General features: G+C 70.3%; 27 protein-coding genes. 20 read left to right on the top strand and 7 right to left on the bottom strand.

Translation table 11 applies throughout. The features are described 5' to 3' along the window. Positions 1-10: 10 nt before the first annotated feature. From ACLQ2O_RS36125 to ACLQ2O_RS36115, 3 genes are all read left to right on the top strand, one after another. The gene (locus ACLQ2O_RS36125) at positions 11-904 is read left to right on the top strand and encodes a GNAT family N-acetyltransferase (RefSeq protein WP_425841268.1); all 894 of its coding nucleotides are present in this window, start codon (positions 11-13) and stop codon (positions 902-904) included. 118 nt (positions 905-1,022) lie between these two features. Next, a complete protein-coding gene (locus ACLQ2O_RS36120; protein WP_425841266.1) occupies positions 1,023-1,910 on the top strand; it encodes a GNAT family N-acetyltransferase in 888 nt (295 codons plus the stop codon). Continuing rightward, positions 1,910-2,617: a Type 1 glutamine amidotransferase-like domain-containing protein gene (locus ACLQ2O_RS36115; RefSeq protein WP_425841263.1), complete on the top strand. Its 708-nt coding sequence runs from the start codon at positions 1,910-1,912 to the stop codon at positions 2,615-2,617. The genes ACLQ2O_RS36120 and ACLQ2O_RS36115 overlap by 1 nt, the downstream gene beginning before the upstream one ends. On the opposite strand, the gene ACLQ2O_RS36110 is transcribed toward ACLQ2O_RS36115, so the two are convergent. Then, on the bottom strand, positions 2,603-3,058 hold the full coding sequence (locus ACLQ2O_RS36110; RefSeq protein ID WP_425841260.1) for a MaoC family dehydratase: 456 nt from the start codon (positions 3,056-3,058) through the stop codon (positions 2,603-2,605). The genes ACLQ2O_RS36115 and ACLQ2O_RS36110 overlap by 15 nt on opposite strands. A 13-nt stretch (positions 3,059-3,071) precedes the next feature. Beyond that, entirely contained in the window at positions 3,072-3,830 is a 759-nt protein-coding gene (locus tag ACLQ2O_RS36105; protein WP_425841257.1) for an SDR family oxidoreductase, read from the bottom strand. Between the two features lie 89 nt (positions 3,831-3,919). On the opposite strand from ACLQ2O_RS36105, the gene ACLQ2O_RS36100 reads away from it, so the two are divergent. The 4 genes from ACLQ2O_RS36100 to ACLQ2O_RS36085 are packed head-to-tail and all read left to right on the top strand — an operon-like array spanning position 3,920 to position 5,647. Beyond that, positions 3,920-4,345 carry an acyl-CoA thioesterase gene (locus tag ACLQ2O_RS36100; RefSeq protein ID WP_425841255.1) on the top strand — a complete coding sequence of 142 codons (426 nt, stop codon included), beginning with the start codon at positions 3,920-3,922 and terminating at the stop codon, positions 4,343-4,345. Further along, on the top strand, positions 4,342-4,758 hold the full coding sequence (locus ACLQ2O_RS36095; protein ID WP_425841252.1) for an acyl-CoA thioesterase: 417 nt from the start codon (positions 4,342-4,344) through the stop codon (positions 4,756-4,758). The genes ACLQ2O_RS36100 and ACLQ2O_RS36095 overlap by 4 nt, the downstream gene beginning before the upstream one ends. Positions 4,759-4,771: 13 nt before the next feature. Then, positions 4,772-5,191, top strand: a complete 420-nt coding sequence (locus ACLQ2O_RS36090) for a globin (protein WP_425841249.1) — start codon at positions 4,772-4,774, stop codon at positions 5,189-5,191. Between the two features lie 27 nt (positions 5,192-5,218). Next, complete coding sequence (locus tag ACLQ2O_RS36085) at positions 5,219-5,647, top strand: OsmC family protein (RefSeq protein WP_425841246.1); 429 nt, start codon at positions 5,219-5,221, stop codon at positions 5,645-5,647. 121 nt (positions 5,648-5,768) lie between these two features. Here the strand turns inward: ACLQ2O_RS36085 and ACLQ2O_RS36080 are convergent, their stop codons facing one another. Then, entirely contained in the window at positions 5,769-6,581 is an 813-nt protein-coding gene (locus ACLQ2O_RS36080; RefSeq protein WP_425841243.1) for a mechanosensitive ion channel family protein, read from the bottom strand. A gap of 79 nt (positions 6,582-6,660) precedes the next feature. Between ACLQ2O_RS36080 and ACLQ2O_RS36075 the strand changes: the two genes are divergently transcribed. Then, the gene (locus ACLQ2O_RS36075) at positions 6,661-7,650 is read left to right on the top strand and encodes a hypothetical protein (RefSeq protein ID WP_425841240.1); all 990 of its coding nucleotides are present in this window, start codon (positions 6,661-6,663) and stop codon (positions 7,648-7,650) included. Further along, complete coding sequence (locus ACLQ2O_RS36070) at positions 7,647-8,588, top strand: FAD-dependent oxidoreductase (RefSeq protein ID WP_425841237.1); 942 nt, start codon at positions 7,647-7,649, stop codon at positions 8,586-8,588. The genes ACLQ2O_RS36075 and ACLQ2O_RS36070 overlap by 4 nt, the downstream gene beginning before the upstream one ends. Here the strand turns inward: ACLQ2O_RS36070 and ACLQ2O_RS36065 are convergent. Continuing rightward, a complete protein-coding gene (locus tag ACLQ2O_RS36065; protein WP_425841235.1) occupies positions 8,575-10,044 on the bottom strand; it encodes a glycerophosphodiester phosphodiesterase in 1,470 nt (489 codons plus the stop codon). The genes ACLQ2O_RS36070 and ACLQ2O_RS36065 overlap by 14 nt on opposite strands. A gap of 126 nt (positions 10,045-10,170) precedes the next feature. Here ACLQ2O_RS36065 and malQ point away from each other — a divergent pair, with 126 nt between their 5' ends. From malQ to ACLQ2O_RS36035, 6 genes are all read left to right on the top strand, one after another. Continuing rightward, a complete protein-coding gene (malQ, locus tag ACLQ2O_RS36060; RefSeq protein ID WP_425841233.1) occupies positions 10,171-12,285 on the top strand; it encodes a 4-alpha-glucanotransferase in 2,115 nt (704 codons plus the stop codon). A gap of 102 nt (positions 12,286-12,387) precedes the next feature. Further along, positions 12,388-12,981 carry a lytic polysaccharide monooxygenase auxiliary activity family 9 protein gene (locus ACLQ2O_RS36055; protein WP_425841230.1) on the top strand — a complete coding sequence of 198 codons (594 nt, stop codon included), beginning with the start codon at positions 12,388-12,390 and terminating at the stop codon, positions 12,979-12,981. Between the two features lie 94 nt (positions 12,982-13,075). Continuing rightward, entirely contained in the window at positions 13,076-13,579 is a 504-nt protein-coding gene (locus ACLQ2O_RS36050; RefSeq protein WP_425841228.1) for a hypothetical protein, read from the top strand. A gap of 83 nt (positions 13,580-13,662) precedes the next feature. After that, on the top strand, positions 13,663-13,944 hold the full coding sequence (locus tag ACLQ2O_RS36045) for a hypothetical protein (protein WP_425841225.1): 282 nt from the start codon (positions 13,663-13,665) through the stop codon (positions 13,942-13,944). After that, on the top strand, positions 13,931-14,329 hold the full coding sequence (locus ACLQ2O_RS36040; RefSeq protein ID WP_425841222.1) for a DUF5130 family protein: 399 nt from the start codon (positions 13,931-13,933) through the stop codon (positions 14,327-14,329). The genes ACLQ2O_RS36045 and ACLQ2O_RS36040 overlap by 14 nt, the downstream gene beginning before the upstream one ends. Before the next feature lie 40 nt (positions 14,330-14,369). Then, complete coding sequence (locus tag ACLQ2O_RS36035; RefSeq protein WP_425841219.1) at positions 14,370-14,942, top strand: GNAT family N-acetyltransferase; 573 nt, start codon at positions 14,370-14,372, stop codon at positions 14,940-14,942. On the opposite strand, the gene ACLQ2O_RS36030 is transcribed toward ACLQ2O_RS36035, so the two are convergent. The 3 genes from ACLQ2O_RS36030 to pepN form a co-directional block, all read right to left on the bottom strand. Continuing rightward, positions 14,943-15,995, bottom strand: a complete 1,053-nt coding sequence (locus ACLQ2O_RS36030; RefSeq protein WP_425841216.1) for a hypothetical protein — start codon at positions 15,993-15,995, stop codon at positions 14,943-14,945. A gap of 203 nt (positions 15,996-16,198) precedes the next feature. Continuing rightward, on the bottom strand, positions 16,199-16,729 hold the full coding sequence (locus ACLQ2O_RS36025) for a hypothetical protein (protein WP_425841214.1): 531 nt from the start codon (positions 16,727-16,729) through the stop codon (positions 16,199-16,201). Between the two features lie 156 nt (positions 16,730-16,885). Then, on the bottom strand, positions 16,886-19,459 hold the full coding sequence (pepN, locus tag ACLQ2O_RS36020; RefSeq protein ID WP_425841211.1) for an aminopeptidase N: 2,574 nt from the start codon (positions 19,457-19,459) through the stop codon (positions 16,886-16,888). 109 nt (positions 19,460-19,568) lie between these two features. Between pepN and ACLQ2O_RS36015 the strand changes: the two genes are divergently transcribed. The 5 genes from ACLQ2O_RS36015 to ACLQ2O_RS35995 all read left to right on the top strand — a co-directional run bounded on the left by ACLQ2O_RS36015 (position 19,569) and on the right by ACLQ2O_RS35995 (position 23,800). Further along, complete coding sequence (locus tag ACLQ2O_RS36015; protein ID WP_425841208.1) at positions 19,569-20,171, top strand: DsbA family protein; 603 nt, start codon at positions 19,569-19,571, stop codon at positions 20,169-20,171. Positions 20,172-20,283: 112 nt separating this feature from the next. Continuing rightward, complete coding sequence (locus ACLQ2O_RS36010; protein ID WP_425841205.1) at positions 20,284-21,075, top strand: hypothetical protein; 792 nt, start codon at positions 20,284-20,286, stop codon at positions 21,073-21,075. A gap of 19 nt (positions 21,076-21,094) precedes the next feature. Then, complete coding sequence (locus tag ACLQ2O_RS36005; RefSeq protein WP_425841203.1) at positions 21,095-21,571, top strand: ribose-5-phosphate isomerase; 477 nt, start codon at positions 21,095-21,097, stop codon at positions 21,569-21,571. 150 nt (positions 21,572-21,721) lie between these two features. Continuing rightward, positions 21,722-22,564, top strand: a complete 843-nt coding sequence (locus ACLQ2O_RS36000; protein WP_425841200.1) for an Fpg/Nei family DNA glycosylase — start codon at positions 21,722-21,724, stop codon at positions 22,562-22,564. 45 nt (positions 22,565-22,609) lie between these two features. Continuing rightward, positions 22,610-23,800, top strand: coding sequence for a PP2C family protein-serine/threonine phosphatase (locus ACLQ2O_RS35995; protein WP_425841197.1), 1,191 nt, complete (start codon positions 22,610-22,612; stop codon positions 23,798-23,800). Positions 23,801-23,814 lie beyond the last annotated feature (14 nt).

The following is a 23,814-nucleotide window of genomic DNA, read 5'->3' as shown; positions in this document are numbered from 1 at the left end:
CGTCGCGCGCATGGATATCAGGCCGGCTCACCCCGACGAGGCGGAGGCCCTGGCCGCCGTACGACGTGACGTGTTTCCGTTCGCGGTGATGTCGCCCGCGACGATCCGGCACATCATCACCACCGAGGGCGCGGGTGAGAAGCCCTTGCACCTGGTCGGTCTGGACGACGGCCGGGTGGTCGCCTGGGGATCGGCGTCGATGAACACGTGGACCAGCGAGGCGGGCCAGGCCGGTCTTCACGTCCACGTGCACCCCGACCATCGGCTGCGGGGGATCGGCGGTGCGCTGGCCGAGCGGCTGCACGAACATCTCGCTGCCGTCGACGCGGTCCGCGTACGGACCTTCGCGTCGCTGTCGGGAGTCGAGTTCGCCAAGCGCCGCGGGTACGACGGGTCGCGGCAGATGCACTGCTCGGGCATCGACCTGCGGCAGCCGTTGCCCGAGCCGCCGCCGACGCCGGACGGGATCGAGCTGGTCGGCATGGACCAGGTGACCGCCCGGCAGGCGTACGACGCCGACACGATCGCGAGCCGCGACGAACCAGGCGACTCGCCGATCGACGCGGTCGACTTCGACGAGTGGGTGCGGGAGATCTGGGAGAACCCCGGGCTGGACAAGGCGTTGTCGGTGGCGGCCGTGGCCGGGGACGAGATCGCGTCGTTCGCCGCGGTCGAGACGGCCGGCGACCGCTCGTGGTCGAGCATAACCGGCACGCTGCCGGCGTACCGGGGTCGAGGGCTGGCCAAGCTGGTGAAGTCGGTGGCGCTGCGGCGCGCGGCGGCCGCCGGGATCACCGGCGCGTTCACCGCCAACGACGACGAGAACGGTCCGATGCTTGCCGTGAACAACTGGCTCGGCTACCGCCGGGTCGAGACCCAGACAGGGCTTTTACGCACGCTGTGACGGGGTACCGGGGGCTTCGCTCACGCAGCGAAGTTTGCCCGCGTGTTTACACCGGTCCAGCCCAGATCGGCCCGGCGCAGGCGATATCTTCCCCAGTACTTCGGTGGAAGGAGATCCGATGGAGATCAGGCCGGCCCAGTTGGGCGACGCCGAGTCGGCGCTGGAACTGCACGACCTGGTCGCGCCGTTCCTGGCGACCACCGGTGCGAGTCTGCGCCGTCGGCTGGGCAACCCGACGTTCGGGCCCGGGGCCGGGGTGTTCGCCGCGGTCGACGGCGAGGAGGTGATCGGCTGGACGAGCACCGGCCTGATCGCGGGGTCCGACCCGCTGGACGGGCAGCTACGGCTGATCGTCCATCCGGACCACCGCGGCCGCGGGGTCGGCACCGCGCTGCTGGACGCGGCGCACGAGCGGCTGAAGGAAGGCGGCGCCGTGACGTCCCGGGTCTTCGCGGATCCCGCGTCAATCGGGTGGGCCTCGCAGTGGGGTTACCGGGAGACCCGCCGCGTGCACTACGCGAGCATGGCACCCGGCGACGCGCCCGAGCTGCCGCCGCTGCCGGACGGGCTGCGGCTGACGCCGTTGAACGAGCTCGACCCGCGACAGCTGTACGAGGCCGACGAGATCGCGCAGCGGACCAAGCCCGGCGACGCGAAGATCACCGCGCGGCCGTACGAGAGCTGGCTCGCCGGCACCTGGAGCTCGCCCGCGATCGTGCTCGACCTGAGCATGGCCCTGGCCGACGACACCCGCGTCATCGGCTTCACGCTGGGCAACGGCGACCACGAGAAGATCTGGTCCCAGATGACCGCGACCCTGCCGGAGTTCCGCGGACGCGGACTCGCCAAGCTGGTCAAGTGCGCTGCCCTGCACCGCGCCGCCGCGGCCGGGGTCACCGGCATGTACACCGCGAACTACGACGGGAACGGACCGATGATCGCCGTCAACGAGTGGCTCGGCTACACCCGCACCGCCACCCACGTCGTCCTGATCTGCCCGCTCTGATGCGGCAGATCCTCGCGCTCGGCGGTGGGGGCTTCTCGATGGAGCCCGACAACCCGTTGCTGGACGACCATCTGCTGTCGTTGGCCCGAACCGGCGCGAAGCCCCGGGTCTGCTTCGTACCGACTGCCAGTGGCGACTCGGACCTCTACAGCGCGCGCTTCCTGGACGCCTTCGGTCCGGAGCGGGCGGAGGCGTCGGTGCTGTCGCTGTTCAACCGGACCGTCACCGACCTGGACGAGTTCGTCCGCAGCCAGGACGTGATCTACGTCGGCGGCGGCAGTACGGCGAACCTGCTGGCGATCTGGCGGGTCCACGGCCTCGACCGGGCGCTGAGCAACGCGTACGACGACGGCGTGGTGCTGGCCGGGATCAGCGCCGGGATGAACTGCTGGTTCGAGGCGTCCGTGACCGACTCGTACGACGTCAACAGCCTGGCGCCGCTGGACGACGGGCTCGGGTTGCTGCCGGGGAGCGCCTGCCCGCACTACGACGGCGAGGAGCTGCGCCGCGGGACGTACCTCGACCTGGTGCGCGACGGGTTCCGCGGCGGGTACGCCGCCGAGGACGGTGTCGGGCTGCACTTCCGCAACGGCGAGCTGGTCGAAGCGGTGACCTCGACGCCGGGCAAGGCCGCGTACGTCGTACGGGCTGCTGACGGTGAGGTCGTCGAGGAGCGGCTGGACGCCCGGTACCTAGGGGACCAGTAGGACGACGGTCTCGGCGACGCAGGCCGGCTTGGTCGAGCCCTCCAGCTCGATGACCCACTGGAGCGAGATCTGCACGCCCGCCGGGGTCTCCTGCGCGCCGGCGATCGACGCACCGGCGCGGATGCGGGCGCCGACCGGGACCGGGGTGGGGAAGCGGACCTTGTTGACGCCGTAGTTGAGCTTGGCCGAGACGCCGTCGACGTCGAACAGCTCCCCGCCGAAGCGGGCGATCAGGCTGAGCGTCAGGTAGCCGTGGGCGATCGTGCCGCCGTACGGGCCGGCGACCGCGCGCTCGACGTCGACGTGGATCCACTGGTGGTCACCGGTCGCGTCGGCGAACTGGTTCACCTGCTCCTGGGTGATCTCCAGCCACTCGGTCTCGCCGAGCTGGGTGCCGACGGCGCCGACCACTGCGTCGACGCCGGTGAAGGTGCGGGGCATTGGGTCTCCAGCCTCAGTTGCGGGGTCCGCCGGCGACGTACAGGACCTGACCGGAGACGAAGCCCGACTCCTCCGAGCAGAAGAACGACGCGGCGGCGGCGATGTCCTGCGGCGTACCGGTGCGCTGGACCGGGATGGCCGCGGCGGTGGCCTTCTTGAACTCCTCGAAGTCGATCCCGACCCGGGCCGCGGTGGCCGCGGTCATGTCGGTCTCGATGAAGCCCGGCGCGATCGCGTTCGCGGTGACGCCGAACTTGCCCAGCTCGAACGCGAGCGTCTTCGCCAGACCCTGCAGGCCGGCCTTCGCCGAGGCGTAGTTGGCCTGGCCGCGGTTGCCCAGCGCGGACGTCGAGGACAGGAACACCATCCGGCCGTAGCCCGCCTCGACCATGTGCGCCTGGCAGGCCTTCGACATCAGGAAGCTGCCCTTCAGGTGCACCGACATCACGGTGTCCCAGTCGTCCTCGGACATCTTGAACAGCAGGTTGTCGCGCAGGACGCCGGCGTTGTTCACCAGGATCGTCGGCGCGCCCAGCTCGGCCACCACCCGCTCGACCGCGGCCGCCACCTGGTCGGACTTGCTGACGTCGCAACCGACCGCGACGGTCTTGCCGCCCGCGGCGGTGATCGCGTCGACGGTGCCGGCACAGGCCGCCTCGTCGAGGTCCAGTACGGCGACGGCGTTGCCGTCGGCGGCGAGCCGCTGCGCCACGGCGGCGCCGATTCCCCGGGCCGCCCCGGTCACGATCGCCACCCGCTGCTGCTCGCTCATCGCACCTACTCCTGAGTTCGGTTGATATCCGGGATGACATTACCCACGTTGCGTCGGATCGCGCGTGGTCCGGATGGGATGATCCTGGTGTGGATCATCACAACCGGCACGTCTACCACTGTCCGCTGCGCTGGGGTGACATGGACGCGCTCGGGCACGTGAACAACGGCCGGTACGTCGACTACCTGCAGGACGCGCGCGTCGACTTCCTGTTCCGCACCGCCAAGGAGCTCGGCGCCGACGACCTGGAGACCGGGCTGCTGGTCGCCCGGCACGAGGTCCAGTACCGGGCGCCGTTGCGCTTTCGCCCTGAGCCGGTCCGGATCGAGCTGTGGATCTCCGAGATTCGCGCCGCCTCGTTCACGGTCGACTACGAGATTCTGGACGTCGCGCCCGAGCGGACGACGTACGTCGAGGCGAAGACCCGGCTGGTCCCGTTCGACTTCACCGCCAACCGGCTGCGGCGGATCACCCCGACCGAGCGCGAGGCGCTGACAAAGCTGGTGGGCGCATGACGTTCAGCTACCCGGTGCTGGTGCGGTGGTCCGACATCGACTCGTACGACCACGTGAACAACGTGCGCTACTTCGACTACCTGCAGGAGGCGCGGATCGCGTTCCTGGCCGACGTGTTCGGGGTCGGCGCGGACGAGTTCTTCGGGCGGTCGCCGGTGGTGCTGGTCAGCCAGACCGTCGACTACCTGCGACCGATCCTGCTGCGGCACCCGCCGTACGACGTGGAGGTGTGGGTCTCGGCGGTCGGCACGTCGTCGTACACGCTGCAGTCGCGGATCGTGGACCACGCCGAAGGGCTGGTCTACTGCAAGGCGACCTCGGTGCTGGTCGCGGTGAGCGCGGACACGCACGCCAAGCGGCCGCTCGACGAGGCCGAGCGGGCAGCCCTCGGTCGGCACGTTGCAGCGGCTTGAGACACTGAAAGCGATGAGTGAGCCACAGAGCTTCTACGACGCCGTCGGCGGGGCCGAGACCTTCCACCGGCTGATCGCCGCCTTCTACCGCGGCGTCGCCGCCGACCCGGAACTGCGCGCCCTGTACCCGGAGGAGGATCTCGGCCCGGCCGAGGACCGGTTCCGGATGTTCCTGGAGCAGTACTGGGGTGGGCCGAAGACCTACTCCGAGCAGCGCGGGCACCCCCGGCTGCGGATGCGGCACCACCCGTTCGCCGTCACCCCGAGCGCGCGGGACAGCTGGCTGGGGCACATGCGGGCCGCCCTGGACGAGATCGCCCTGTCCCCGGAGCGGGACGAGGAGATCTGGAAGTACATGGTGATGGCCGCGCACAGCATGGTGAACACCGACGAACCGACCCACCCCGGCGCGATCGACGTGTCCGGGCACTGATTTCTTCTTCGAAGGAGACACACGAGCATGGCAACAGTTCGCACTGCCAAGGCCCACTGGGAAGGCTCCCTCATGGAGGGCGCCGGTCAGGTCGCCCTCGAGTCGTCCGGGATCGGCACGTACGACGTGTCCTGGGCCTCGCGCGCCAACGACGCGAACGGCAAGACCAGCCCGGAGGAGCTGATCGCGGCCGCGCACTCGACGTGCTTCTCGATGGCGCTGTCGCACGCGCTGGCCGGCGCCGGCAACGCGCCGGAGTCGATCGACACCACCGCCGACGTCACCTTCCAGCCGGGTGAGGGCATCACCGGCATCAAGCTCTCGGTCAACGGCAAGGTCCCCGGCCTGACCGCCGACGAGTTCGCCGAGTTCGCCGAGCAGGCGAAGAAGAACTGCCCGGTCTCCCAGGCACTCGCCGGCACGACGATCACCCTGGACGTCACCTTCACGGCCTGACCTCCACACCCACCGACGGCGCCGACCCCTGCGGGGTCGGCGCCGTCGGCGTTGGGGGGAGAGGGGGGAGGGGGTGACGCCGCCCGGACGCCTGCGGGCGCTCCGCGCCCGCGGCGGTTGGTCAGTCGGGCGGTGTGTGGCCAGTTGGGCGGGTTGTGGACTCGGAGGTCGTGGCGGTGGCGGGCTGTTCGGCCGGGGCCTCGACCACGTGCTGCTCCTCTTCCTTCTCGGCGGCTGAGCCGACGCCCGACGGGCCGGCGTTGGGGTCGCGGTTGGTCAGGTTGCCGATGCGCAGGACCTCGCCGTTGCGGACGTACCAGATCGTGCCGTCCTCGCCGCGCAGGCGGGTGACGCGCAGGCCGACGGCCTCGACGACACCGGTGGCCTTCTCCATGTCGATCAGGTCGCCGACGCCGTACTGGTCCTCGAAGATCATGAAGATGCCGGCCAGGAAGTCCTTGACCAGCGTCTGCGCGCCGAAGCCGAGCGCGACACCGATGATGGACGCCGACGCGACCACCGGCAGGATGTTGAAGCCGAGCTCGGCGAGCACCATCACCACCGTGACGGCGGTCAGCACGATCGTCACCGCGCTGCACAGCAGCGACGCGATCGTCTCGGCGCGCTGGGCGCGCCGCTCGTTGGACAGGGTGTTCTCGACGAACTCCTGACCGCGCCTGGACCTGGCCAGGACGCCGGCCACGGCGCCGTTGCCGGTCCGCCGGGCGAAGCGCCGGATCGCCTTGTGGAGCAGCCAGCGCACCACGAAGAACGCCAGGACCAACCCGACGATCCGGGCCGGGACCATGACGATCTGGTCGGTGACCTCGAGCTTGCCGTCGTTGCCGCGGCGGAAGAAGGTCGGGAACTGTTCAGGCAGTGAAAGCAGGGGGTGACTGAGCAGGGACACGGGGTAGCTGAGCAGAATAGGCATCTCGCCGCCCTACTGTAGTGACCACCGCCTGAACTCACGAACCGAACACTGGCCGAAATGCTGGGAGGAAAGACGGTCTATGCCGAGCAGGCTGGATGACGAGCTCATGCGCCTGGTGAGTGCCGGAGTGCTGCGTCAGTACCAGGCGGACGCCCTCCGTGACGCGGCCGACGCGGACAGTGCGGCACCGGAGCCTGGAGCGGCCACCAAGCCGATCGAACCGGCCCCGGCGAAGCAGCCCCGACCGGCTCCACCCCACAGTTCGGCGCTGATGGAGGTGCTCGGCTATATCGGCGGTGCCCTGCTCCTCGGCGCAGTGGCGCTTCTCACCGTGGCCAACTGGGGTGAGATGGGTCGTGCCGCCCGCATCACCACCGGCACGAGCGCGGCCGTCCTCCTCCTTGCGGCAGCCGTCGTACTGGCCCTGTTCCGTCGCCGCGAGCAGCTGAGCTCCGCGCTCGCTTCACTCGGCTGCTGCGTCGCCGGCTTCGCCACGTACGTGGCGATCGAGGGCGAAACCGGCCGGATCGTCGGTGTCGCCGTGGCTCTGGCACTGGTCGCGGTCGGTGTCTGGTGGTTGCAGGGCTCGTCCCTGCTGGTGGCGACGTTCGGCATCCTCGGCGTCGGCGTGCTGGTGGTCACCTCCGACGTGCTGACGCCGGCGGACAGCGTGCACACCAACTCGGCGGGCATCGCCGGCACCGGGTTCATCCTGGTGGCTTTCGTCCTGGCCATGGTCGGTCTGGCCCGCGACCAGGTGACGTCGTGGTCGCTGGCCGGTGCGGCGATGTTCAGCTCGTCGATCTGCTGGCTGATCCAGGACCGGGGCGAGGTGATGGCGCTGGCCGTCGGTACGGCGGGCCCGGCCGCTCTCCTGGTCGCGTACGGCCGCGTCCACGCGTCGGCGTACGCCGTGGTCGGCTGCTCGATCCTGCTGGTGATCTGGCCGACCGCGCTCTACCAGCTCACCGACAACGTGGCCGGCGTCGCCATCGGACTGGTGATCGCCAGCGCAGGCCTCCTGGTCGCGGTACTGGTCCTGTCCCGCCGCCAACGGCGGACCGCATGAGAGTCGTCGTACTGGGTGCAGGCATCAGCGGCCTGTTCACCGCACTCCTCCTGCGCGAGCGAGGCGACGACGTCGTCGTGGTGAGCGCCGACGCCACCGAGGCGACCACCTCCCACCTGGCGGCAGCAATCTGGTTCCCCACCTCAGCGGGGCCGGCTGACAAGGTCGCAGCCTGGGGCAGTACGACGTACGACGTGCTCGCAGACGAGGCGGCGCGTGGCGTGCCCGGTGTGGTGATGCGCGAGTCCCTCGTGGTCTACCGGGACGAGCCCGGCCCGCAGCCCTGGGCCGATGCGGTCGGTGAGGTGAGATCAGCGAGGCCTGACGAGCTCCCGGCCGGCTACTCGCACGGACTGCGCTTCGCCGTACCCCTGGTCGAGATGCCGACCTACCTGCCACGTCTGCGCCAGCGCTACCTCGACACCGGCGGCCACCACCTCGTACGACGAGTGGCCGCGCTCACCGATCTGCTCGACCTGTCCCCGGACGTGATCGTCAACTGCGCCGGCCTGGCCGCCGGGCAACTGGTCGGCGACAGTACGACGTACCCGATCCGCGGCCAGATCGTCCGGGTGCGCAACCCCGGCCTCACGCTGTCCGTCCGCGACGAGCACCACCCTGCCGGCCGGGCCTACATCCACCCGCGCACGGACGACTGCATCCTCGGCGGCACGCTGGACCAGGGCAGCTGGGACACCACCGTCGACGACGCGACCACGGCCTCGATCGTCGCGCGCTGCACGGACCTGGTCCCCGCACTGGCTGACGCGGAGGTCATCGAGGCGCTGGTCGGTCTACGCCCGGGGCGGCCCGAGGTGCGGCTGGAGCGGGACGAGCAGCTCGTCGACGGCGTACCGGTCGTGCACAACTACGGTCATGGCGGCAGCGGCATCACCCTGGGCTGGGGATGCGCTCAGGACGTGCTCACGCTCGTGTGACCTTCAGGCCGCGCAGTGACAGCGTCCCGTCGAGGGATGCCCGGCCCAGGTGCAGGTAGCCGCCGCGGAACGCCTTGTCCTCCACGGTGATCCGCGCCGGGCGGTCCAGCCGGCTCCAGACCAGTCGGGTCGGCGTCACCTCCAGCCGGAACTTCATCCACTGGCCGCGCGCCGGCGCCCCCGTCCTCTCCGAGCCGAGCAGCGTCCCGGGCGACTTGCCCGCCTGGTGCTGGTAGAGCCCCAGCTCGCCGTCGCGCTGCAGGATCGCGTGGTACCCGTTGGACAGGCCGAGCTGGTGCTCGTAGTACCGGTCGTCGGTGTGCCCGAACGCCAGCGTCAGGTTGGCCGCCGGGTCCTTCGGCAGGACGTCGTACGACGCCTCGAACTCGACCGTGTACGCCGGGGCGGCGACCGGCCCGAGATTGCCCAGCGTGAGGAAGTGCTGCGTCTTGCTCGCGGCCAGCCGGATCGACCCGCCTGGTCCCCACTGCAGGGCGAAGCGGTCGTCGTACGGGTCTCTGGTCATCTCACCCGCGACCGCGATGCCGCGCGCCCACTGGTCGGCCACGGCGACCTCGCTCTTGCCCAGCAGGTAGCCGATGTTCGACGTGACGGCTCCGGCCATGCCGACGGCGTTGTAGTGCGTCAGGTCGGACCGCCGGTGCAGTGGGTAGGGCCAGATCGGGATGCCGGTCGCCACGGCCTCTTCGGCGAGTCCGGGGGCCAGATAGCCACCCGGGCCGGAGTTCGGGACGACGATCGCGTCGGTGCGCGGCGACAGCAGGCTGGCCACCGTCTGCACCGACTCGGTGGTGAGCTCCGCGGGTGTCGTGTAGTACGCGAACACTCCGAGCCCCTGGCTCTTCGCCTCGGCGATCCGCTTGCTCTTGAAGTACGTCTTCACCATCACCGACGTCTCCAGCCGGTACTTGGCGACCATCGACATCATCGGGGCGTGCGCCCGGTCGTCCTTGGCCTCCACGCACAGGATCACCTGGCCGCCGAACCGCTTGAGCACGTCCTCGAACAGCGGCACCCGGGCCTTGGCGCTCTGCCAGTACGGACCGAGCCGGGCAACGTCGATCCAGCCCTTCTCCAGGTCGGCGTAGCTGGTGGCGCCGAGCTTGCCGGTCAGGTTGGTCGTCCGGTCGAGGCTCTGGTCGTGCAGGCAGACCAGAACGTTGTCGGCGGTGATGCCGACACTGATCTCCATCGCCCGGGCTCCTGCGTCGAACGCTGCCTGGTACGACTCCATGCTGTGCTCGGGGAACACGTCGCCGACCCCGCGGTGCGCGACCAGGTACTTGGTGCCGCGGTCGGCCACCCAGTCGCTCAGGTTGTACTGGTCCCGTGCCGAGGCCGGGTCTGCCGCGCTCGCTCCACGACAGCTTGTGACCGCCGCACCGACAGAGAGTGCGCCGAGCCAGCCCAGCGTCGTACGCCGTGTGATCTCCATGGTGAATCCCCCTCGTGCCGCACCAGCGCCCCCCGGGCGGTGCCTTCTAGGCAGCGTAAGGGATTTGTCGTCCGCGCGGCGCGCTGTGTTCTGCTCAGGGGCCGGTCATACGGCAGACTCGCACGCGTGACTGCTCCCACTCCGGCCCTTGTCGAGCTAGCGGTAGCCCATGGTGTGGCGACGGAGTACTGGGACTGGCAGGGCAGACACGTGCAGGTCTCCACCGAGGTGGTGTCGGCTGTGCTCGCCGCACTCGGGGTGGACGCGTCGACGCCGGCCAAGGCCGCCGAGGCGCTCGACGAGTACCAGGTGACCCGCTGGCGCCGGGTGCTGCCCGCCACTGTCGTGATGCGCGCGGGCTGGACGCCCTGGTTCCCGCTGCACGTGCCGCACGGTTCGGGCGTCGAGGTGTGGGTCGACCTGGAGGACGGCGGCCAGCGCCGCGACATCCCCCAGCAGGAGAAGTGGGTCGAGCCCGAGTGGGTGGACGGCGTACAGATCGGCGAGGCGACGTTCCAGCTGCCGGGGGACCTTCCGCTGGGTTACCACCGGCTCTGCGCGCGCATCGGAAGCAGCCCGGAGGTCTTCACCGGCACGGTGATCGTCACGCCGCAGCGGCTCGAGCCGCAGCAGCTGGACCGTACCTGGGGCTGGGTGCTGCAGCTGTACTCGGTGCGCTCCCGCCGGTCGTGGGGGATCGGTGACCTGCACGACCTGGCCGACCTCGCGGCGTGGTCGGCCGGTGACCTGGGCGCCGGGTTCGTGCTGATCAACCCGCTGCACGCCGCCGAGACCGCCGGCCGGATGGAGCCTTCGCCGTACCTGCCGGCCTCGCGCAGGTTCTCCAACCCGATCTACCTGCGGATCGAGGACATCGACGAGTACGGCGACCTCGCGCCGGCCGAGCGGGACCGCGTCCGCACGCTGGGGCTGCAGAGCCGGGCGCTGAACGAGGACGCCGACTGGCTCGACCGCGACACCGTCTGGGCCGCCAAGCGCGAGGCGCTGCAGGTGCTGTTCGGTGTCCGGCCGTCGATCGGCCGGATCGCCGAGTACGGCGCGTACTGCGACCGCGAGGGCCACGGCCTGATCGACTTCGCCACCTGGGCCGCGATCGCCGACCTGCACGGGCCGGAGTGGAGCAAGTGGCCCGAGGAGCTGCGCGACCCGGCCGCCCCGGAGGTTGTTGCCTTTCGCAACGACAACCCGGACGCGGTGGAGTTCCACTGCTGGCTGCAGTGGCAGCTCGACGAGCAGCTGGCGCGGACCCAGGCCCGGGCCAAGAACGCCGGCATGCAGCTGGGCGTCGTACACGACCTGGCTGTCGGCGTACACCCGGACGGCGCCGATGCCTGGGCCCTGCAGAAGGTGCTGGCGGCCGGCATCCACGTCGGTGCTCCGCCGGACGCGTTCAACCAGCAGGGCCAGGACTGGTCGCAGCCGCCCTGGCGTCCCGACGCACTGGTCGAGACCGGGTACGCCGCCTGGCGTGAGCTCGTCAGGGCGCAGCTGCGGCACGGCGGTGGCCTGCGGATCGACCACATCCTCGGCATGTTCCGGCTCTGGTGGGTGACTTCGGAGGAGAGCCCGACCCAGGGCACCTACGTGCGCTACGACCACGAAGCACTGATCGGCATCCTGGTCTTGGAGGCCGCCCGGGCCGGTGTGGTCGTGGTGGGGGAGGACCTCGGCACGGTGGAGCCGTGGGTCCGCGACTACCTCACCGAGCGCGGCGTACTCGGTACGTCGGTGCTCTGGTTCGAGCGGGACAAGGACGGCGAGCCGCTGGCGCCGGAGCGGTGGCGTGAGCTCTGCCTGGCCACCGTGACGACGCACGACCTGCCTCCGACGGCCGGCTACCTCGCCGGTGACCACGTGGACCTGCGGGACCGGCTGGGGCTGTTGACCCGCCCGGTGGAGGAGGAGCTCGCTGTCGACGAGGCAGACCGGGACGCCTGGCTCGCGGCACTCCGCGAGCGGCACCTGCTGTCCGGCCACGAAGGAGAGGTCGAGCGGATCGTCGAGGCGCTGCACCGGTACGTCGCACACACGCCGGCCAAGCTGATCGGTGTCGCCCTGGCCGACGCGGTCGGCGAGCGCAGGACCCAGAACCAGCCGGGCACCACCGACGAGTACCCGAACTGGCGGATCCCGCTGGGTGGGCCGGACGGGATGCCGGTGCTGATCGAGGACCTGCCCAACAACACCCGGCTGCGCCGCCTGGTCGGCGTGCTTCGATAACTATCTGTCAGGTGCCGCTCACGAGCTGTTGACAATAGAATTGAAGGGTTGCTATCTATTGTCCTTTCCGTACCGCCCCCTTGACGGAAAGGAAGTCCTCGCATGCGAGCACGCAGAAAGACCTTCGCCGGGATCGCGATCGGTGCGCTGGCACTGACCGGCATGATCGCCGCCCCCACGGCGTACGGCCACGGCTACACCACGTCCCCGACCAGCCGCGCCAAGCACTGCGCGAACGGCGCCGTCCAGAACTGCGGCAACATCCAGTGGGAGCCGCAGAGCGCCGAAGGCCCGAAGGGCTTCCCGAGCGGCGGCCCGGCCGACGGCAAGCTCTGCTCGGCCGGCATCGGCGCCTTCGACCAGCTGAACGACCAGCGGGGTGGGGCGTGGCCGACCACCAAGCTCAACTCCGGTTCGCTCTACACGTTCAACTGGACGCTGACCGCGGCCCACGCGACGACGGACTTCAAGTACTACGTCACCAAGCAGGGCTGGAACCAGAACGCCCCGCTGACCCGGTCGGCGCTCGAGCTGACCCCGTTCCTGACCGTGCCGTTCAACGGCGCCCGGCCGGGCTTCCAGGTCTCGCACTCCGGCCAGCTGCCGAACCGGACCGGCCGGCACATGATCCTCGCCGTCTGGACCATCGCCGACACGCAGAACGCGTTCTACCAGTGCTCCGACGTCACGTTCTGAGTCCGTGACACGGCGCAGTGGCGTTTGGTAACAAACTTTCCTGGGCAAGGCACTCCTTGAAACTGACCGCCCCACTGTTTCAAGGAGTGTCCCCATGAAAACCTCCGTACGCCGTGCGCTGGTGACCGCCGTCGCCCTCGTCGCCGGGCTGACGCCCGGTGTCGTCGCCGTCCAGCAGGCCGCCGCCGTCACCAAGCTCAGCCACTCCGACGCCGCCGGCCGGTTCACCGCCGCCGGTGTCACCTGGTCGTCCAGCGGCGGCTGCTCGAGCCGCACCAACCCGACCTGTACGTCGTTCGACCAGATCAACCTGGCGACCGTGCAGGGCACGATCACCCTCAAGCAGTCCAGCGGCTGCGCGGTCCGGGTCACCGGCGGCACCGAGACCGGCCACGCGAGCGGTACCTACAGCCACTGGAACGGGTACAAGGTGGACGTGGCGGTCAGCAGTTGCGTCGACGGCTACGTCAAGGGCACCTTCACCCGCATCGCCAACCGCGGCGACGGTGCTCCGCAGTGGCAGTCCGGCGCCGGCAACGTCTACGCCAACGAGGGCAACCACTGGGACATCACCTACCACAACTGCGGCGGCTGCTGACCCCCTGAACCCGGCTCCGGCTGTATTGCGTGCAGCCGGAGCCGGTCACCGCCGCACCGGCGTGATGGCCTAGGCTTCGAACCGTGACAACTCAGCTCTCCGGCCACACCCTGCTGGTGTTCGTCGGCATCCCGGCGCTGATCATCGCGGTGATCGCGCTGCTGGTCTTCGCGTCCTCGATCGCGCAGGGCCCGCGGTACCGCCCAGGACTGTCCTGGTGGGCCCCGCCGGTGTGGATCAACGGCCCGGTGGCGACCAAGCCCGACCCGGCCAACCTGCCCGAGCTCCCCGCCGGCAGCACCCCGACCGCGACCGCCGCGAGTGGCGTCGCCCGTTCGACCGGAGGCGCAAGTGCCAGCTGGTGACGCTTTCACCCACGACCAGCTGCTCGACCTCGAGCGCGCGGTCCGGCACGCCGAGGCGTCGTCCGGCCTGCACTTCTCGGTGTACGTCGGCGGCGCCGACTCCGAGACCCGGCCGTTCGCGCTCGAGCTGCTGAACGAGCTGCCCGACCCCGACCACACCGTGCTGGTGTACGTCGACCCGGCCGGCCGCCGGCTGGAGATCGTCACCGGCGCCACCGCCAAGCGGCAGCTGTCGGACCACTCGGCCGCACTGGCCGCGCTGACCATGCAGACGTCGTTCGCCGCGGGCGACCTGACCGGTGGCCTGGTCACCGGCGTACAGCAGCTGGGTGACCACGCGCACCAGGCGCCCCTGCTGCACGCCAACGAGCCGCACCAGCAGTAATCCAGCTGCTGCCGGGGGAGTGCTCCGGTAGAACAGAGCAGTGAGTTCTCCTCTCCAGCCGACCGAGATCCAGGCCGGCGACCTGCTGCTGCGTCCGTTCGCGCTGTCCGACGAGCAGGAGGTCGCCGTCGCGCTGGCCGACCCCGGCATCCTGCGCTGGACCGCCGGCAACGCCGTCATCGCGCTCCCGGCGGCCCAGCGCGCCCAGGCGTGGCTGGAACCACGGGTGCGCTCGTGGACGCTCGGCAACGCGGTCTTCGCGATCGCCGACCTCGTCTCCGGCGAGCTGCTCGGCTCGGTGACCCTGCGGGACGTGCACCGGATCCCCGACCAGGCGCTGGCGGCGTACTGGGTGACACCGGCCGCTCGCGGGCGGAAGGTGGGCGCGCGGGCGCTGGACGCGGCGAGCCGCTGGGCGTTCGGGGACAGCCTCGGGCTGCACCGGATCTCGCTCGACCACGCACTGGTCAACGAGGGCTCCTGCCGCGTCGCCACCGCGGCCGGCTTCCTGCTGGAGGGCGTGATGCGGGACTACTACGTCGAGCCCTCCGGCAAACGCCACGACTCGCACCTGCACGCCCGGCTCTCCACGGACCCGGGCCTGCAGGAGTAGTCAGTCAGCCGTTGCCGCCGGTTCGTACGTCGGGCAGGCGTTGTTCGCGTGCACCTTCTGGACCTTCGGGGAGATGCAGACGTTCATCGCGTTGGCCGACGACGTGGCCGGTCCGACGTAGACGATCCAGCTGTCGGCCATCGCCACCCCGTCGCCGTCCGCGAGCCCCGGGTACTGACCGCTGGCGAGCAGAGCCTTGGCGGGTACGCCGGCTGTGATCAGCCGCGCGGCCAGGGACTTGGCGAGCTGGTCGGCGGCCATGCCCGCGTCGGTCGGGTAGGTGTCGATCACGGCGACCCACTGGCCGCTGCGGAACTTCGGCGACTCCGCACCCGTGTTCGGTGTCTTGCTGGCGGTCGTCTTCGAGGCGGCCGGGTTGGGGACCGCCGGCTTGCGGTCTGCCTTCGCCGTACCGGGTGCGGCCGGGGCCGGCGCGTTGGACGGCCGGGTGGAGGTGACGGCCGAGTCCCGGCCCGGGTCGACGCTGCCGCCGGCCTGGGGGGCCGGTGAGCTGCCGTTGGTGAGGATGAACGCGAACGCGCCGACCATCGCCGTACCGGCGACGACGGCGGCACCGATGGCCGCGCGCGAACGCCTCGGCCTGCCGCCGCTGCCGTTGCCCCGGTGGCCCTTGCCGTTGTCACCGCGGTCCCCGGACGAGCCGGTCGCGGGAGTGGGCGCGTGCTCGCGTGCGGCCGCCGTACGGCGATCGGCCGCGGGTCCGACGCGAGTGTCCCTGTTCGCCCGGCCGTGGGCGCTGTGAGCGCCGTCGGTGAGCGGGTAGTGCGCGTAATCGTCCGGAAGGTGCTCGACCCCGTACGACGTCGCGTGCGCCGCGGCGACGTGCCGCGAGGGCTCGGTGTCGATCAACTCGTCGAACGGCGCCGGGGCGATCCGGTCGGTCGGCTGGTGGGGCCGGGGCTGAACTGGTTCAGATTGGGCGGGCTCGGCGGCTTCAGGGGGTGCGAAAGACGCACCCGCGGCAGCGGCCAGATCGGCGGCCGGACCCGACCAGAGGTCGGTCGGCGGATTCCGGTGGTCCAGTGATGTCACGGCAAAGGTCCTCCCCAAGTCCTTTCCGTCGGATTTTCCGGATCAGCTTATGCCTGAACCCGCCGGTAAGTGAGTACTTCTCAGGTGCCAGAAATTGCCTTTACCTGCAGGCGATCGCAGCCCGGAACCGTCCCGCCACGGTGTGGTGAGAAACAACTGTTTGACACCACAGCCGGCATTCGGGCTACTACTGTCCGAATTCCTCAGGTGCCGGAAGGAATTCCGTCGAGCTTAGGGGCCGGGCGGGTGTCGAGGGCGTCGTCGAGCCAGGCGTCGACGTCGACCTCGGCGTTGAGGATGTGGTGCACGTACGACGAACGCTCGTGGGTGAGCACCTCGAGCTCCCACACCGTCGGCGCGACACCGGTCGGGGCGGGGCGCAGGTCCTCGACGTCGAGGCCGCTGAACAGGCTCAGGCGGGACCGGAAGTCCTTCGACCAGGTCTGCACGACCAGGGAGATGCCGTCGTCGGCCAGGTGCAGGACGACGACGCCGAGGCCCAGGCCGCCCATCGCGTCGTCGAACTCGAACTGCCGGGTCGCGGTGGCGCGGGCGGCGGCGACCATCTCGTCGTCCCAGGAGCGGCCGCGGGCGGTGACGACGTACGGCTTCACCAGGCGGTGCGGGAAGCGCCAGGGCATCAGCGGGGTGACCGGGCGAGGGCGGTACGCCTCGGCCAGTCCGGTCAGAGCAACTGCAGCTGCACCAGCAAGGGCGGGATCAGGGGAAGCCACCGAGACAGTCTGCTGCATCCTTCGCCCGATCCCCACCCGCCCCCCGAGGCCATTTGATGGGTTAACCCGTCAAATAGCCCGTTGGCCCACCGGAATTCGATGGGCCAACGGGCCAACTCGTGGGTTAACCCACGAATGAGTCCGGGGACTGAGGGATCAGCCCTCGGCGTCGCGGCGCTGGGCCGCGAGAGCGCGGACCAGGTCGGCCCGGGCCTCTCCGACGTAGCGCAGGGTCGGCGCGTCGAGCGACCCGGCCTCGGTGTCCAGCCAGCCCGTCAGGGCGTCCAGCGTGGACTCCTCCGCGAGGTTGCGCGGGGACAGGTAGACCAGGACGTTCTCACCCATCGACGAGCCGAGGCGTGTGTACACGTCCTTGGCCGCCGTCAGGTACTTGCCGACGTACGGCCGCAGCAGCTCCTCCTGGCCCGGCTGCTGGAAGCCCAGGATGGTCCGGAACTGCGTCTCGTTCGGGGTGTCCTCGGACTCCACCGCGATCTGCCAGGCCGCTTCCTTGGCCTCGGCGGTCGGCCGGGCGGCCCGGGCCTGCGCGGCCCGCTCCTGCCCGGTGATCGTGCTGTCGCGGGTCAGCTCGTCGTCGATCGCGTCGCCGTCGACGCGGCCCAGCCGGGCCAGCGCGATGATCAACGTCCACCGCAGGTCGGTGTCGACGACCAGGCCGTCCGGCAGGTCGTTGCCGTCGAGCCAGCCGGCCAGCCGGTCCGCGCCTTCGCCGGAGAAGACCCCGCCGATGTACGCGCGGGCGAACGCCAGCTGGTGGTCGCTACCGGCAGCGGCCCCGGCCAGCAGATCAGCGAGCGCCTCCTCGTACTGCGCCCGCAGAGCCGCCCGGTTCTCCGGTACGGCGTAGTTGTTGATCGCCGTCGTCGCCTGCCCGAGCAGCGACCGGACGCCGGTCAGGTCGGTCTCGGCGCGGATCCCCTTGAGCACGATCCCGACGTACTGCGAGGCCGGCATCTCGGCGTCGCGCGTCATGTCCCAGGTCGCACCCCAGGCCAGGGCCCGCGGCAGCGACTCGGACAGCTGGTCGATCGACTCCACCAGGGTCGCCCGCGAGCGCTCGTCGAGCCGGATCTTGGCGTAGGTCAGGTCGTCGTCGTTCAGCAGCACGAGGTCGGGCTGGGTCGCGCCGACCAGCTCGGCCAGCTCGGTCCGCGCACCGTCGATGTCGACCTCGAACCGCTCGGTGCGGACCAGGCCGGAGTCGGTCCGCCGGTAGAGCCCGACCGCGAGCCGGTGCGGCCGCAGGACCGGGAAGTCGGCGGCCGCGGTCTGCTCGATCGCGAACGACGTGAACGCGCCGTTCGCGTCGACAGCGAAGTCCGCGCGCAGCGTGTTCACCCCCGCGGTCCGCAGCCAGCGCTCGGTCCAGTCGTCCAGGTCGCGCCCGGACGCCTTCTCCAGCGGCTTCAGCAGGTCGGCCAGCTCGGTGTTGCCGAAGGCGTGGTCGGCGAAGTACTCCTTGAGCGCCGCGACGAAGGTGTCCTCACCGACGAACGCGACCAGCTGCCGCAGCGTCGAGGCGCCCTTGGCATAGGTGATGCCGTCGAAGTTCACCTCGACCGCGTGGAAGTCGACCATGTCCGCGGCGATCGGGTGCGTCGAAGGCAGCTGGTCCTGCCGGTACGCCCAGGTCTTGCGGGCGTTGCAGAACGTCGTCCAGGCGTCGGCGTACTTCGTGGTCGCGGTCGCCTGGGCCCAGTGGCTGGCCCACTCGGCGAACGACTCGTTCAGCCACAGGTCGTCCCACCAGGTCATCGTGACCAGGTCGCCGAACCACATGTGCGCGAGCTCGTGCAGCACGGTGTTCGCGCGGCTCTCCAGCTCGGCGTGCGTGGTCCGGCTGCGGTAGATGTACTCGTCGCGGATCGTCACGCAGCCCGCGTTCTCCATCGCGCCCATGTTGTACTCCGGCACGAACGCCTGGTCGTACTTGCCGAACGGGTACGGCGTACCGAAGGCGCGCTCGAACAGCTCGAAGCCCTGCTTGGTCACCTCGAACAGGTCCTCGGTGTCCAGGTGGTCGGCCAGCGACGGCCGGCACAGCAGCGACAGCGGGTACGTCCCGTTCGGGCCTTCGTAGGCGTCGGTGACGACGTGGTACGGGCCGGCGACGACGGCGGTGATGTACGTCGACATCGGCACCGTCGGGGCGAACTCCCAGCGGGCCAGCTCCTCGCCGTTCGCACCGGCGTACGGCGTGGGCTCGGGGGTGGCCGCGTTCGAAATGACCACCCAGCGGGCCGGGGCGGAGACGGTGAAGGTGAAAGGGGCCTTGAGGTTCGGCTGCTCGAAGGTGGCGAAGACCCGGCGCGCGTCCGGGACCTCGAACTGGGTGTAGAGGTAGGTCTCCTTGTCGGCCGGGTCGACCGAGCGGTGCAGCCCTTCACCGGTGCGCGAGTAGATGCAGTCGGCGACCACGCGCAGCTCGTTGCGCTCCTGCAGCCCGTCCAGCTGGATCCGGGCGCCGTCGTACACGCTGTCCGGGTCGAGCGAGCGGCCGTTGAGGGTGATCTCGCGGACGGTCGCGGCGATCAGGTCGGCGAACGTGCTCGCGCCGTCCTCGGCGCCGAAGGTGAGCGTGGTGGTCGACGCGAAGGTCGGTGCGCCGCTCGCGGCCGTGCTCAGGTCGAGCTCGATCGCGTAGCTCACGTCACGGAGCAGTCCGGCGCGGGTGCGCGCTTCGTCGCGCGTCAGGTTGGTTCCAGGCATATCGGCATCCTATGCACCTGACCGGTTGCAACGGCGAGGGTTTCCCCGCGACATCGGTAGTCTGCCCGGAGAAGGTGTCGAATTTTATTCAACTTTGTATTATCGGATCATGACTGCCACCGCTGATTTCTGGTTCGACCCGGCCTGCCCGTGGGCCTGGATGACGTCTCGCTGGATGCTCGAGGTCGAGCAGGTCCGCGACGTGAAGACGACCTGGCACGTGATGAGCCTGTCCGTCCTGAACGAGGACCGCCAGGAGCACGACGCCGGCTGGCACCGCCGGCTCGGCATCGTCCGGGTCCTGATCGCTGCCGAGCAGGCGCACGGCAACGAGGTCCTCCTGCCGCTCTACACGGCGCTCGGCGAGCGGATCCACGTGCAGGGGCGCGGGACGAGCGGCACCGACGGTGACATCCTCGCCGAGGCGCTCGAAGAGGCCGGCCTGCCGGCCACGCTGCTGGAGGCCGCCGACTCCGACCAGTACGACGACGCGCTGCGCAAGTCCCACAACGCCGGCATGGAACTGGTCGGGATGGAGGTCGGTACGCCGGTGATCGCCGTCGAGGGTGTCGCCTTCTTCGGCCCGGTCGTCACCCCCGCGCCGAAGGGTGAGGCGGCCGGCAAGCTGTGGGACGGCGTCCGCCTGGTCGCCGGGACCGAGGGCTTCTTCGAGCTCAAGCGCACCCGCGACCGTGGTCCGGCCTTCGACTGACAGCACTCTTCCGACCGAGGTCTTCGGTCTGTCGTACAAGGGTTGAACGTTCGACATTCGCGCGCGAAGGTTACCCACCAGGCATCTGACGTCGATGGTTAGTGGGTTCCCTGTGCCTTCTCTGCGTGGTGATCTGTCCTCGGTTCCGACGACGAGCGCGGTGCCGGCGACGACCGGAGTCACCGTGCTCGACCGCGACACCGGGCAGGTCACCGAGCAGCTCAATCCGGACCTGCCCTTCCGGTCGGCGTCGGTGGTGAAGCTGCTGATCGTGCTCGACTTCCTGTGGGACCGCGGGCCGGCGTACGAGCTCCCCGCGGAGGACCGGGCCCGGCTCGAGGTGATGCTGCGCAGCAGCGACGACGACGCGGCCAGCTACTACTGGGACGAACTCGGCGGCGGCGCCATCGTCAACCGGATGGTGCGGCGGCTCGGCCTGACCCACACGACCCGGCCACCGGCCACGCACCCGGGCTTCTGGGGGTACGTCGCGATCACGGCGGCCGACACGGTCCGGATCTACCAGTACCTGCTGGACCAGGCCCCGGCGCCGGTCGGCGCGTTCGTGATGGGCCACCTGCACCAGGCGACCCGGTACGGCACCGACGGCTTCGACCAGTACTTCGGGATCGCGTCGGCGTTCAGCGGCGACTTCAGCATCAAGCAGGGCTGGTCCGGCTTCCCCGGATCGGGCCGTTCCCGCCCGAGCGACGGCCTCGACCTGACCAGCGAGGCGCTGCACACCACCGGCACGGTCGGGCCGGGGGACCGGGCGATCGTTGCCGTCTACACGTTGCACCCGGTCGGTACGCCGTACGAGCAGGCCTACGCCGCCGTGACCGAACTGGTCCGGACGCTGGACATCCCCGGTGCACCGAAGCCCGGCGTCCCGGATCATGAGTAGAGCTGCGAGACTCTTGGCCATGCGAGTGCACATCGGCTCTGACCACGCCGGCTTCGAACTGAAGAACCACCTGGTGCAGCACCTGACGGCTGCCGGGCACGACGTCGTCGACCACGGCCCGGCCGTGTACGACGCGGTGGACGACTACCCGCCGTACTGCCTGCGGACGGCCGAGGCGGTGGTCCAGGACGACGGCAGCCTGGGCATCGTGATCGGTGGCTCCGGCAACGGTGAGCAGATCGCCGCAAACAAGGTGAAGGGCGTCCGGGCCGCGCTGGCCTGGAGCACCGAGACCGCGAAGCTCGGCCGCGAGCACAACAACGCGAACGTGATCAGCGTCGGCGCCCGGATGCACAGCACCGAGGAGTCGACCAGTTTCGTGGACCTCTTCCTCGCCACCGACTACTCCGGCGAGGAGCGGCACACCCGCCGGATCGAGATGCTGGCCGGCTACGAGGAGACCGGCGAGCTGCCGCCGCTGCCGGAATCGTCCTGAGTCTGCGAGGGTTTCTCCCGGCGAGGCCGGTCCTCCCGCGGCCGGGACACGTCCCGCGCCCGCATCGACCGGCCGACCCCGATCACGGTGGGAGTCGGAGCACTCCGGCTCTTGCCTGAACCGCCTGTTGTCGTCCCCATACGAGGAATCATGCCCGAAGGTCACACCCTGCACCGGCTGGCGAACGACGTCTGGGACGCGTTCGGCGGCCGGGTCGTCCGTGCGTCCAGCCCGCAGGGCCGGTTCGTCGACGGCGCCGCGCTGCTCGACGGGCGGGTGCTGCGGCACACCGAAGCCCACGGCAAGCACTTCCTCGCCGAGTTCGACGGCGGCGGCTGGCTGCACATCCACCTCGGCCTGATCGGCAAGGTCGACTTCGGCACGGCGCCGATTCCGGAGCCGGTCGGCCAGGTCCGGTTGCGGCTGCAGAACGACGCGGCGTACGCCGATCTGCGCGGTGCGACGGTCTGCGAGGTGCTGACCGACGGCGAGCGCGAGGCGCTGATCAAGCGGCTCGGCCCCGACCCGTTGCGCGACGACGCCGACCCCGACCTGGCGTGGAAGCGGATCCACCGCAGCAAACTGCCGATCGGCCAGCTGCTGATGGACCAGGAAGTGCTCAGCGGCGTCGGCAACGTGTACCGCGCCGAGGTGCTGTTCCGCGCCAAGCTGCACCCGATGACGCCGGGCCACCTGGTGAAGAAGCGCGAGTGGCAGGGCATGTGGGACGACCTGCTCGAGCTGATGAAGTACGGCGTGGAGACGGGCCGGATCGACACCGTCTCCGACGACCACACCCCGGAGGCGATGGGCCGCGACCCGCGCCAGGACGACCACGGCGGCGAGGTCTACGTGTACCGCCGTCAGGGTCAGCACTGCCACGTTTGCGACTCGGTGATCCGGACCGAACTGCTGGCCGGACGCAACCTGTTCTGGTGCCCGAAGTGCCAGCGCACGGGGCTGACTCGCAAGCCGCCGGTCAAGAAGTCGTGACGATCTGATGCGCGGACCGGCCGGTGCCGTTATCTTCGTCTCACCATGAGCGGTAGCGGCGGTTTCGCGCGCTTGCGACGGGCGGGCCTGCGGGCTGCCCGGACGCTGGTTCGCCGTGCCCGCAGGTCGCACCCGCTGACGCTGATCATGCTGCTCGGCGTCACGGTCGCGATCAGTGCGCTGTCGCTGTTCCTGCCGTCATTGATACCCACCGCGGCGCTGACTATTCCTCTGCTGCTCGGCGGGCTGCTGCTGCGGTTCAAACCCCTGGTGGTGCTGACGTTCATCGCGTTGGTGCTGGGCTCCTACGTGATGTCGGAGCGCGCGGCCGGGCTGCCGAAGATCGGGTTCGTGGTGACGCTCGGCGTGGTCGGCTGGATCGTGCTGACCGGCGCGAAGGTGCGCAGCCGGCTCGGCGTCCAGGGCAGCCGGGGCGAGTCGATGCTGTTCGAGCTGCGCGAGATCCTGACCGCCCAGGGCGACCTGCCGCACCTGCCCGCGGGCTGGCGCGCCGAGGCGGCGATCCACCCCGCCGGCGGCCAGTCGTTCTCGGGGGACTTCGTGGTCGCGGCGACGCGTGGCGAGGACCAGCTGGAGGTCGCGCTCGTCGATGTCTCCGGCAAGGGAATCGATGCCGGAACGCGGGCGCTGCTGCTGTCCGGAGCCTTCGGCGGCCTGCTCGGCGTCGTACCGGTCGAGGAGTTCCTCCCGGCGGCGAACCACTACGCCCGCCGGCAGGACTGGGACGACGACTTCGCGACCGTCGTGCACGTCGCGATCGACCTGCGCACCGGTGAGTTCGAGGTCCGTACGGCGGGCCACCCGCCGGCCATCCAGTTCGACGCGTGGTCCGGGCGCTGGACGACGCGCGACGCCGAGGGCCCGCTGCTCGGGCTGGTGGAGACGCCGGAGTTCGCAGTGAACAAGGGTCAGCTGAAGCTCGGCGACGCGCTGTTCCTGTACAGCGACGGCATGGTCGAGACCCCGCGCCGCGACATCGGCCTGGGCACGGACCGCCTGGCCGGGCACGCCGAACGCCTGGTCGCCCACGGCTTCGAGGGCGCCGCCGAGGAGCTGGTCGTCGAGATCGGCGGACCGGGCGACGACTCGGCGATCGTCGTGATCCACCGGCAGACGCACCCGTCCGAGGTCGCCACCGGCAGCTGCCCGGGGACCACCCGCAACCAGCCGTCCACTCGGCGTCGTACCGCGATGGTCCGCACCCGCACGAATTGAGTCTCTGTCCCTGT

The sequence above is a fragment of the Kribbella sp. DT2 genome (genome assembly GCF_049844575.1).
In the GTDB taxonomy this organism is placed as follows: Bacteria; Actinomycetota; Actinomycetes; order Propionibacteriales; family Kribbellaceae; genus Kribbella.
Note: the sequence above shows the minus strand (reverse complement) of the source record. Positions and strands in the feature narration are given on the sequence as shown.

What these genes read in the sequence shown, in the direction of transcription:
- ACLQ2O_RS36115 (WP_425841263.1), top strand. Translation starts at nt 1,910, where the DNA reads ATGCGGCAGATCCTCGCGCTCGGCGGTGGGGGCTTCTCGATGGAGCCC.
- ACLQ2O_RS36015 (WP_425841208.1), top strand. Translation starts at nt 19,569, where the DNA reads ATGACTGCCACCGCTGATTTCTGGTTCGACCCGGCCTGCCCGTGGGCC.
- ACLQ2O_RS36080 (WP_425841243.1), bottom strand. Translation starts at nt 6,581, where the DNA reads ATGCCTATTCTGCTCAGCTACCCCGTGTCCCTGCTCAGTCACCCCCTG.
- ACLQ2O_RS36075 (WP_425841240.1), top strand. Translation starts at nt 6,661, where the DNA reads ATGCCGAGCAGGCTGGATGACGAGCTCATGCGCCTGGTGAGTGCCGGA.
- ACLQ2O_RS36110 (WP_425841260.1), bottom strand. Translation starts at nt 3,058, where the DNA reads ATGCCCCGCACCTTCACCGGCGTCGACGCAGTGGTCGGCGCCGTCGGC.
- ACLQ2O_RS36000 (WP_425841200.1), top strand. Translation starts at nt 21,722, where the DNA reads ATGCCCGAAGGTCACACCCTGCACCGGCTGGCGAACGACGTCTGGGAC.
- ACLQ2O_RS36095 (WP_425841252.1), top strand. Translation starts at nt 4,342, where the DNA reads ATGACGTTCAGCTACCCGGTGCTGGTGCGGTGGTCCGACATCGACTCG.
- ACLQ2O_RS36005 (WP_425841203.1), top strand. Translation starts at nt 21,095, where the DNA reads ATGCGAGTGCACATCGGCTCTGACCACGCCGGCTTCGAACTGAAGAAC.
- ACLQ2O_RS36050 (WP_425841228.1), top strand. Translation starts at nt 13,076, where the DNA reads ATGAAAACCTCCGTACGCCGTGCGCTGGTGACCGCCGTCGCCCTCGTC.
- ACLQ2O_RS36125 (WP_425841268.1), top strand. Translation starts at nt 11, where the DNA reads ATGGATATCAGGCCGGCTCACCCCGACGAGGCGGAGGCCCTGGCCGCC.
- ACLQ2O_RS36065 (WP_425841235.1), bottom strand. Translation starts at nt 10,044, where the DNA reads ATGGAGATCACACGGCGTACGACGCTGGGCTGGCTCGGCGCACTCTCT.
- ACLQ2O_RS36055 (WP_425841230.1), top strand. Translation starts at nt 12,388, where the DNA reads ATGCGAGCACGCAGAAAGACCTTCGCCGGGATCGCGATCGGTGCGCTG.
- ACLQ2O_RS36090 (WP_425841249.1), top strand. Translation starts at nt 4,772, where the DNA reads ATGAGTGAGCCACAGAGCTTCTACGACGCCGTCGGCGGGGCCGAGACC.
- ACLQ2O_RS35995 (WP_425841197.1), top strand. Translation starts at nt 22,610, where the DNA reads ATGAGCGGTAGCGGCGGTTTCGCGCGCTTGCGACGGGCGGGCCTGCGG.
- ACLQ2O_RS36070 (WP_425841237.1), top strand. Translation starts at nt 7,647, where the DNA reads ATGAGAGTCGTCGTACTGGGTGCAGGCATCAGCGGCCTGTTCACCGCA.
- ACLQ2O_RS36085 (WP_425841246.1), top strand. Translation starts at nt 5,219, where the DNA reads ATGGCAACAGTTCGCACTGCCAAGGCCCACTGGGAAGGCTCCCTCATG.
- ACLQ2O_RS36120 (WP_425841266.1), top strand. Translation starts at nt 1,023, where the DNA reads ATGGAGATCAGGCCGGCCCAGTTGGGCGACGCCGAGTCGGCGCTGGAA.
- ACLQ2O_RS36105 (WP_425841257.1), bottom strand. Translation starts at nt 3,830, where the DNA reads ATGAGCGAGCAGCAGCGGGTGGCGATCGTGACCGGGGCGGCCCGGGGA.
- pepN (WP_425841211.1), bottom strand. Translation starts at nt 19,459, where the DNA reads ATGCCTGGAACCAACCTGACGCGCGACGAAGCGCGCACCCGCGCCGGA.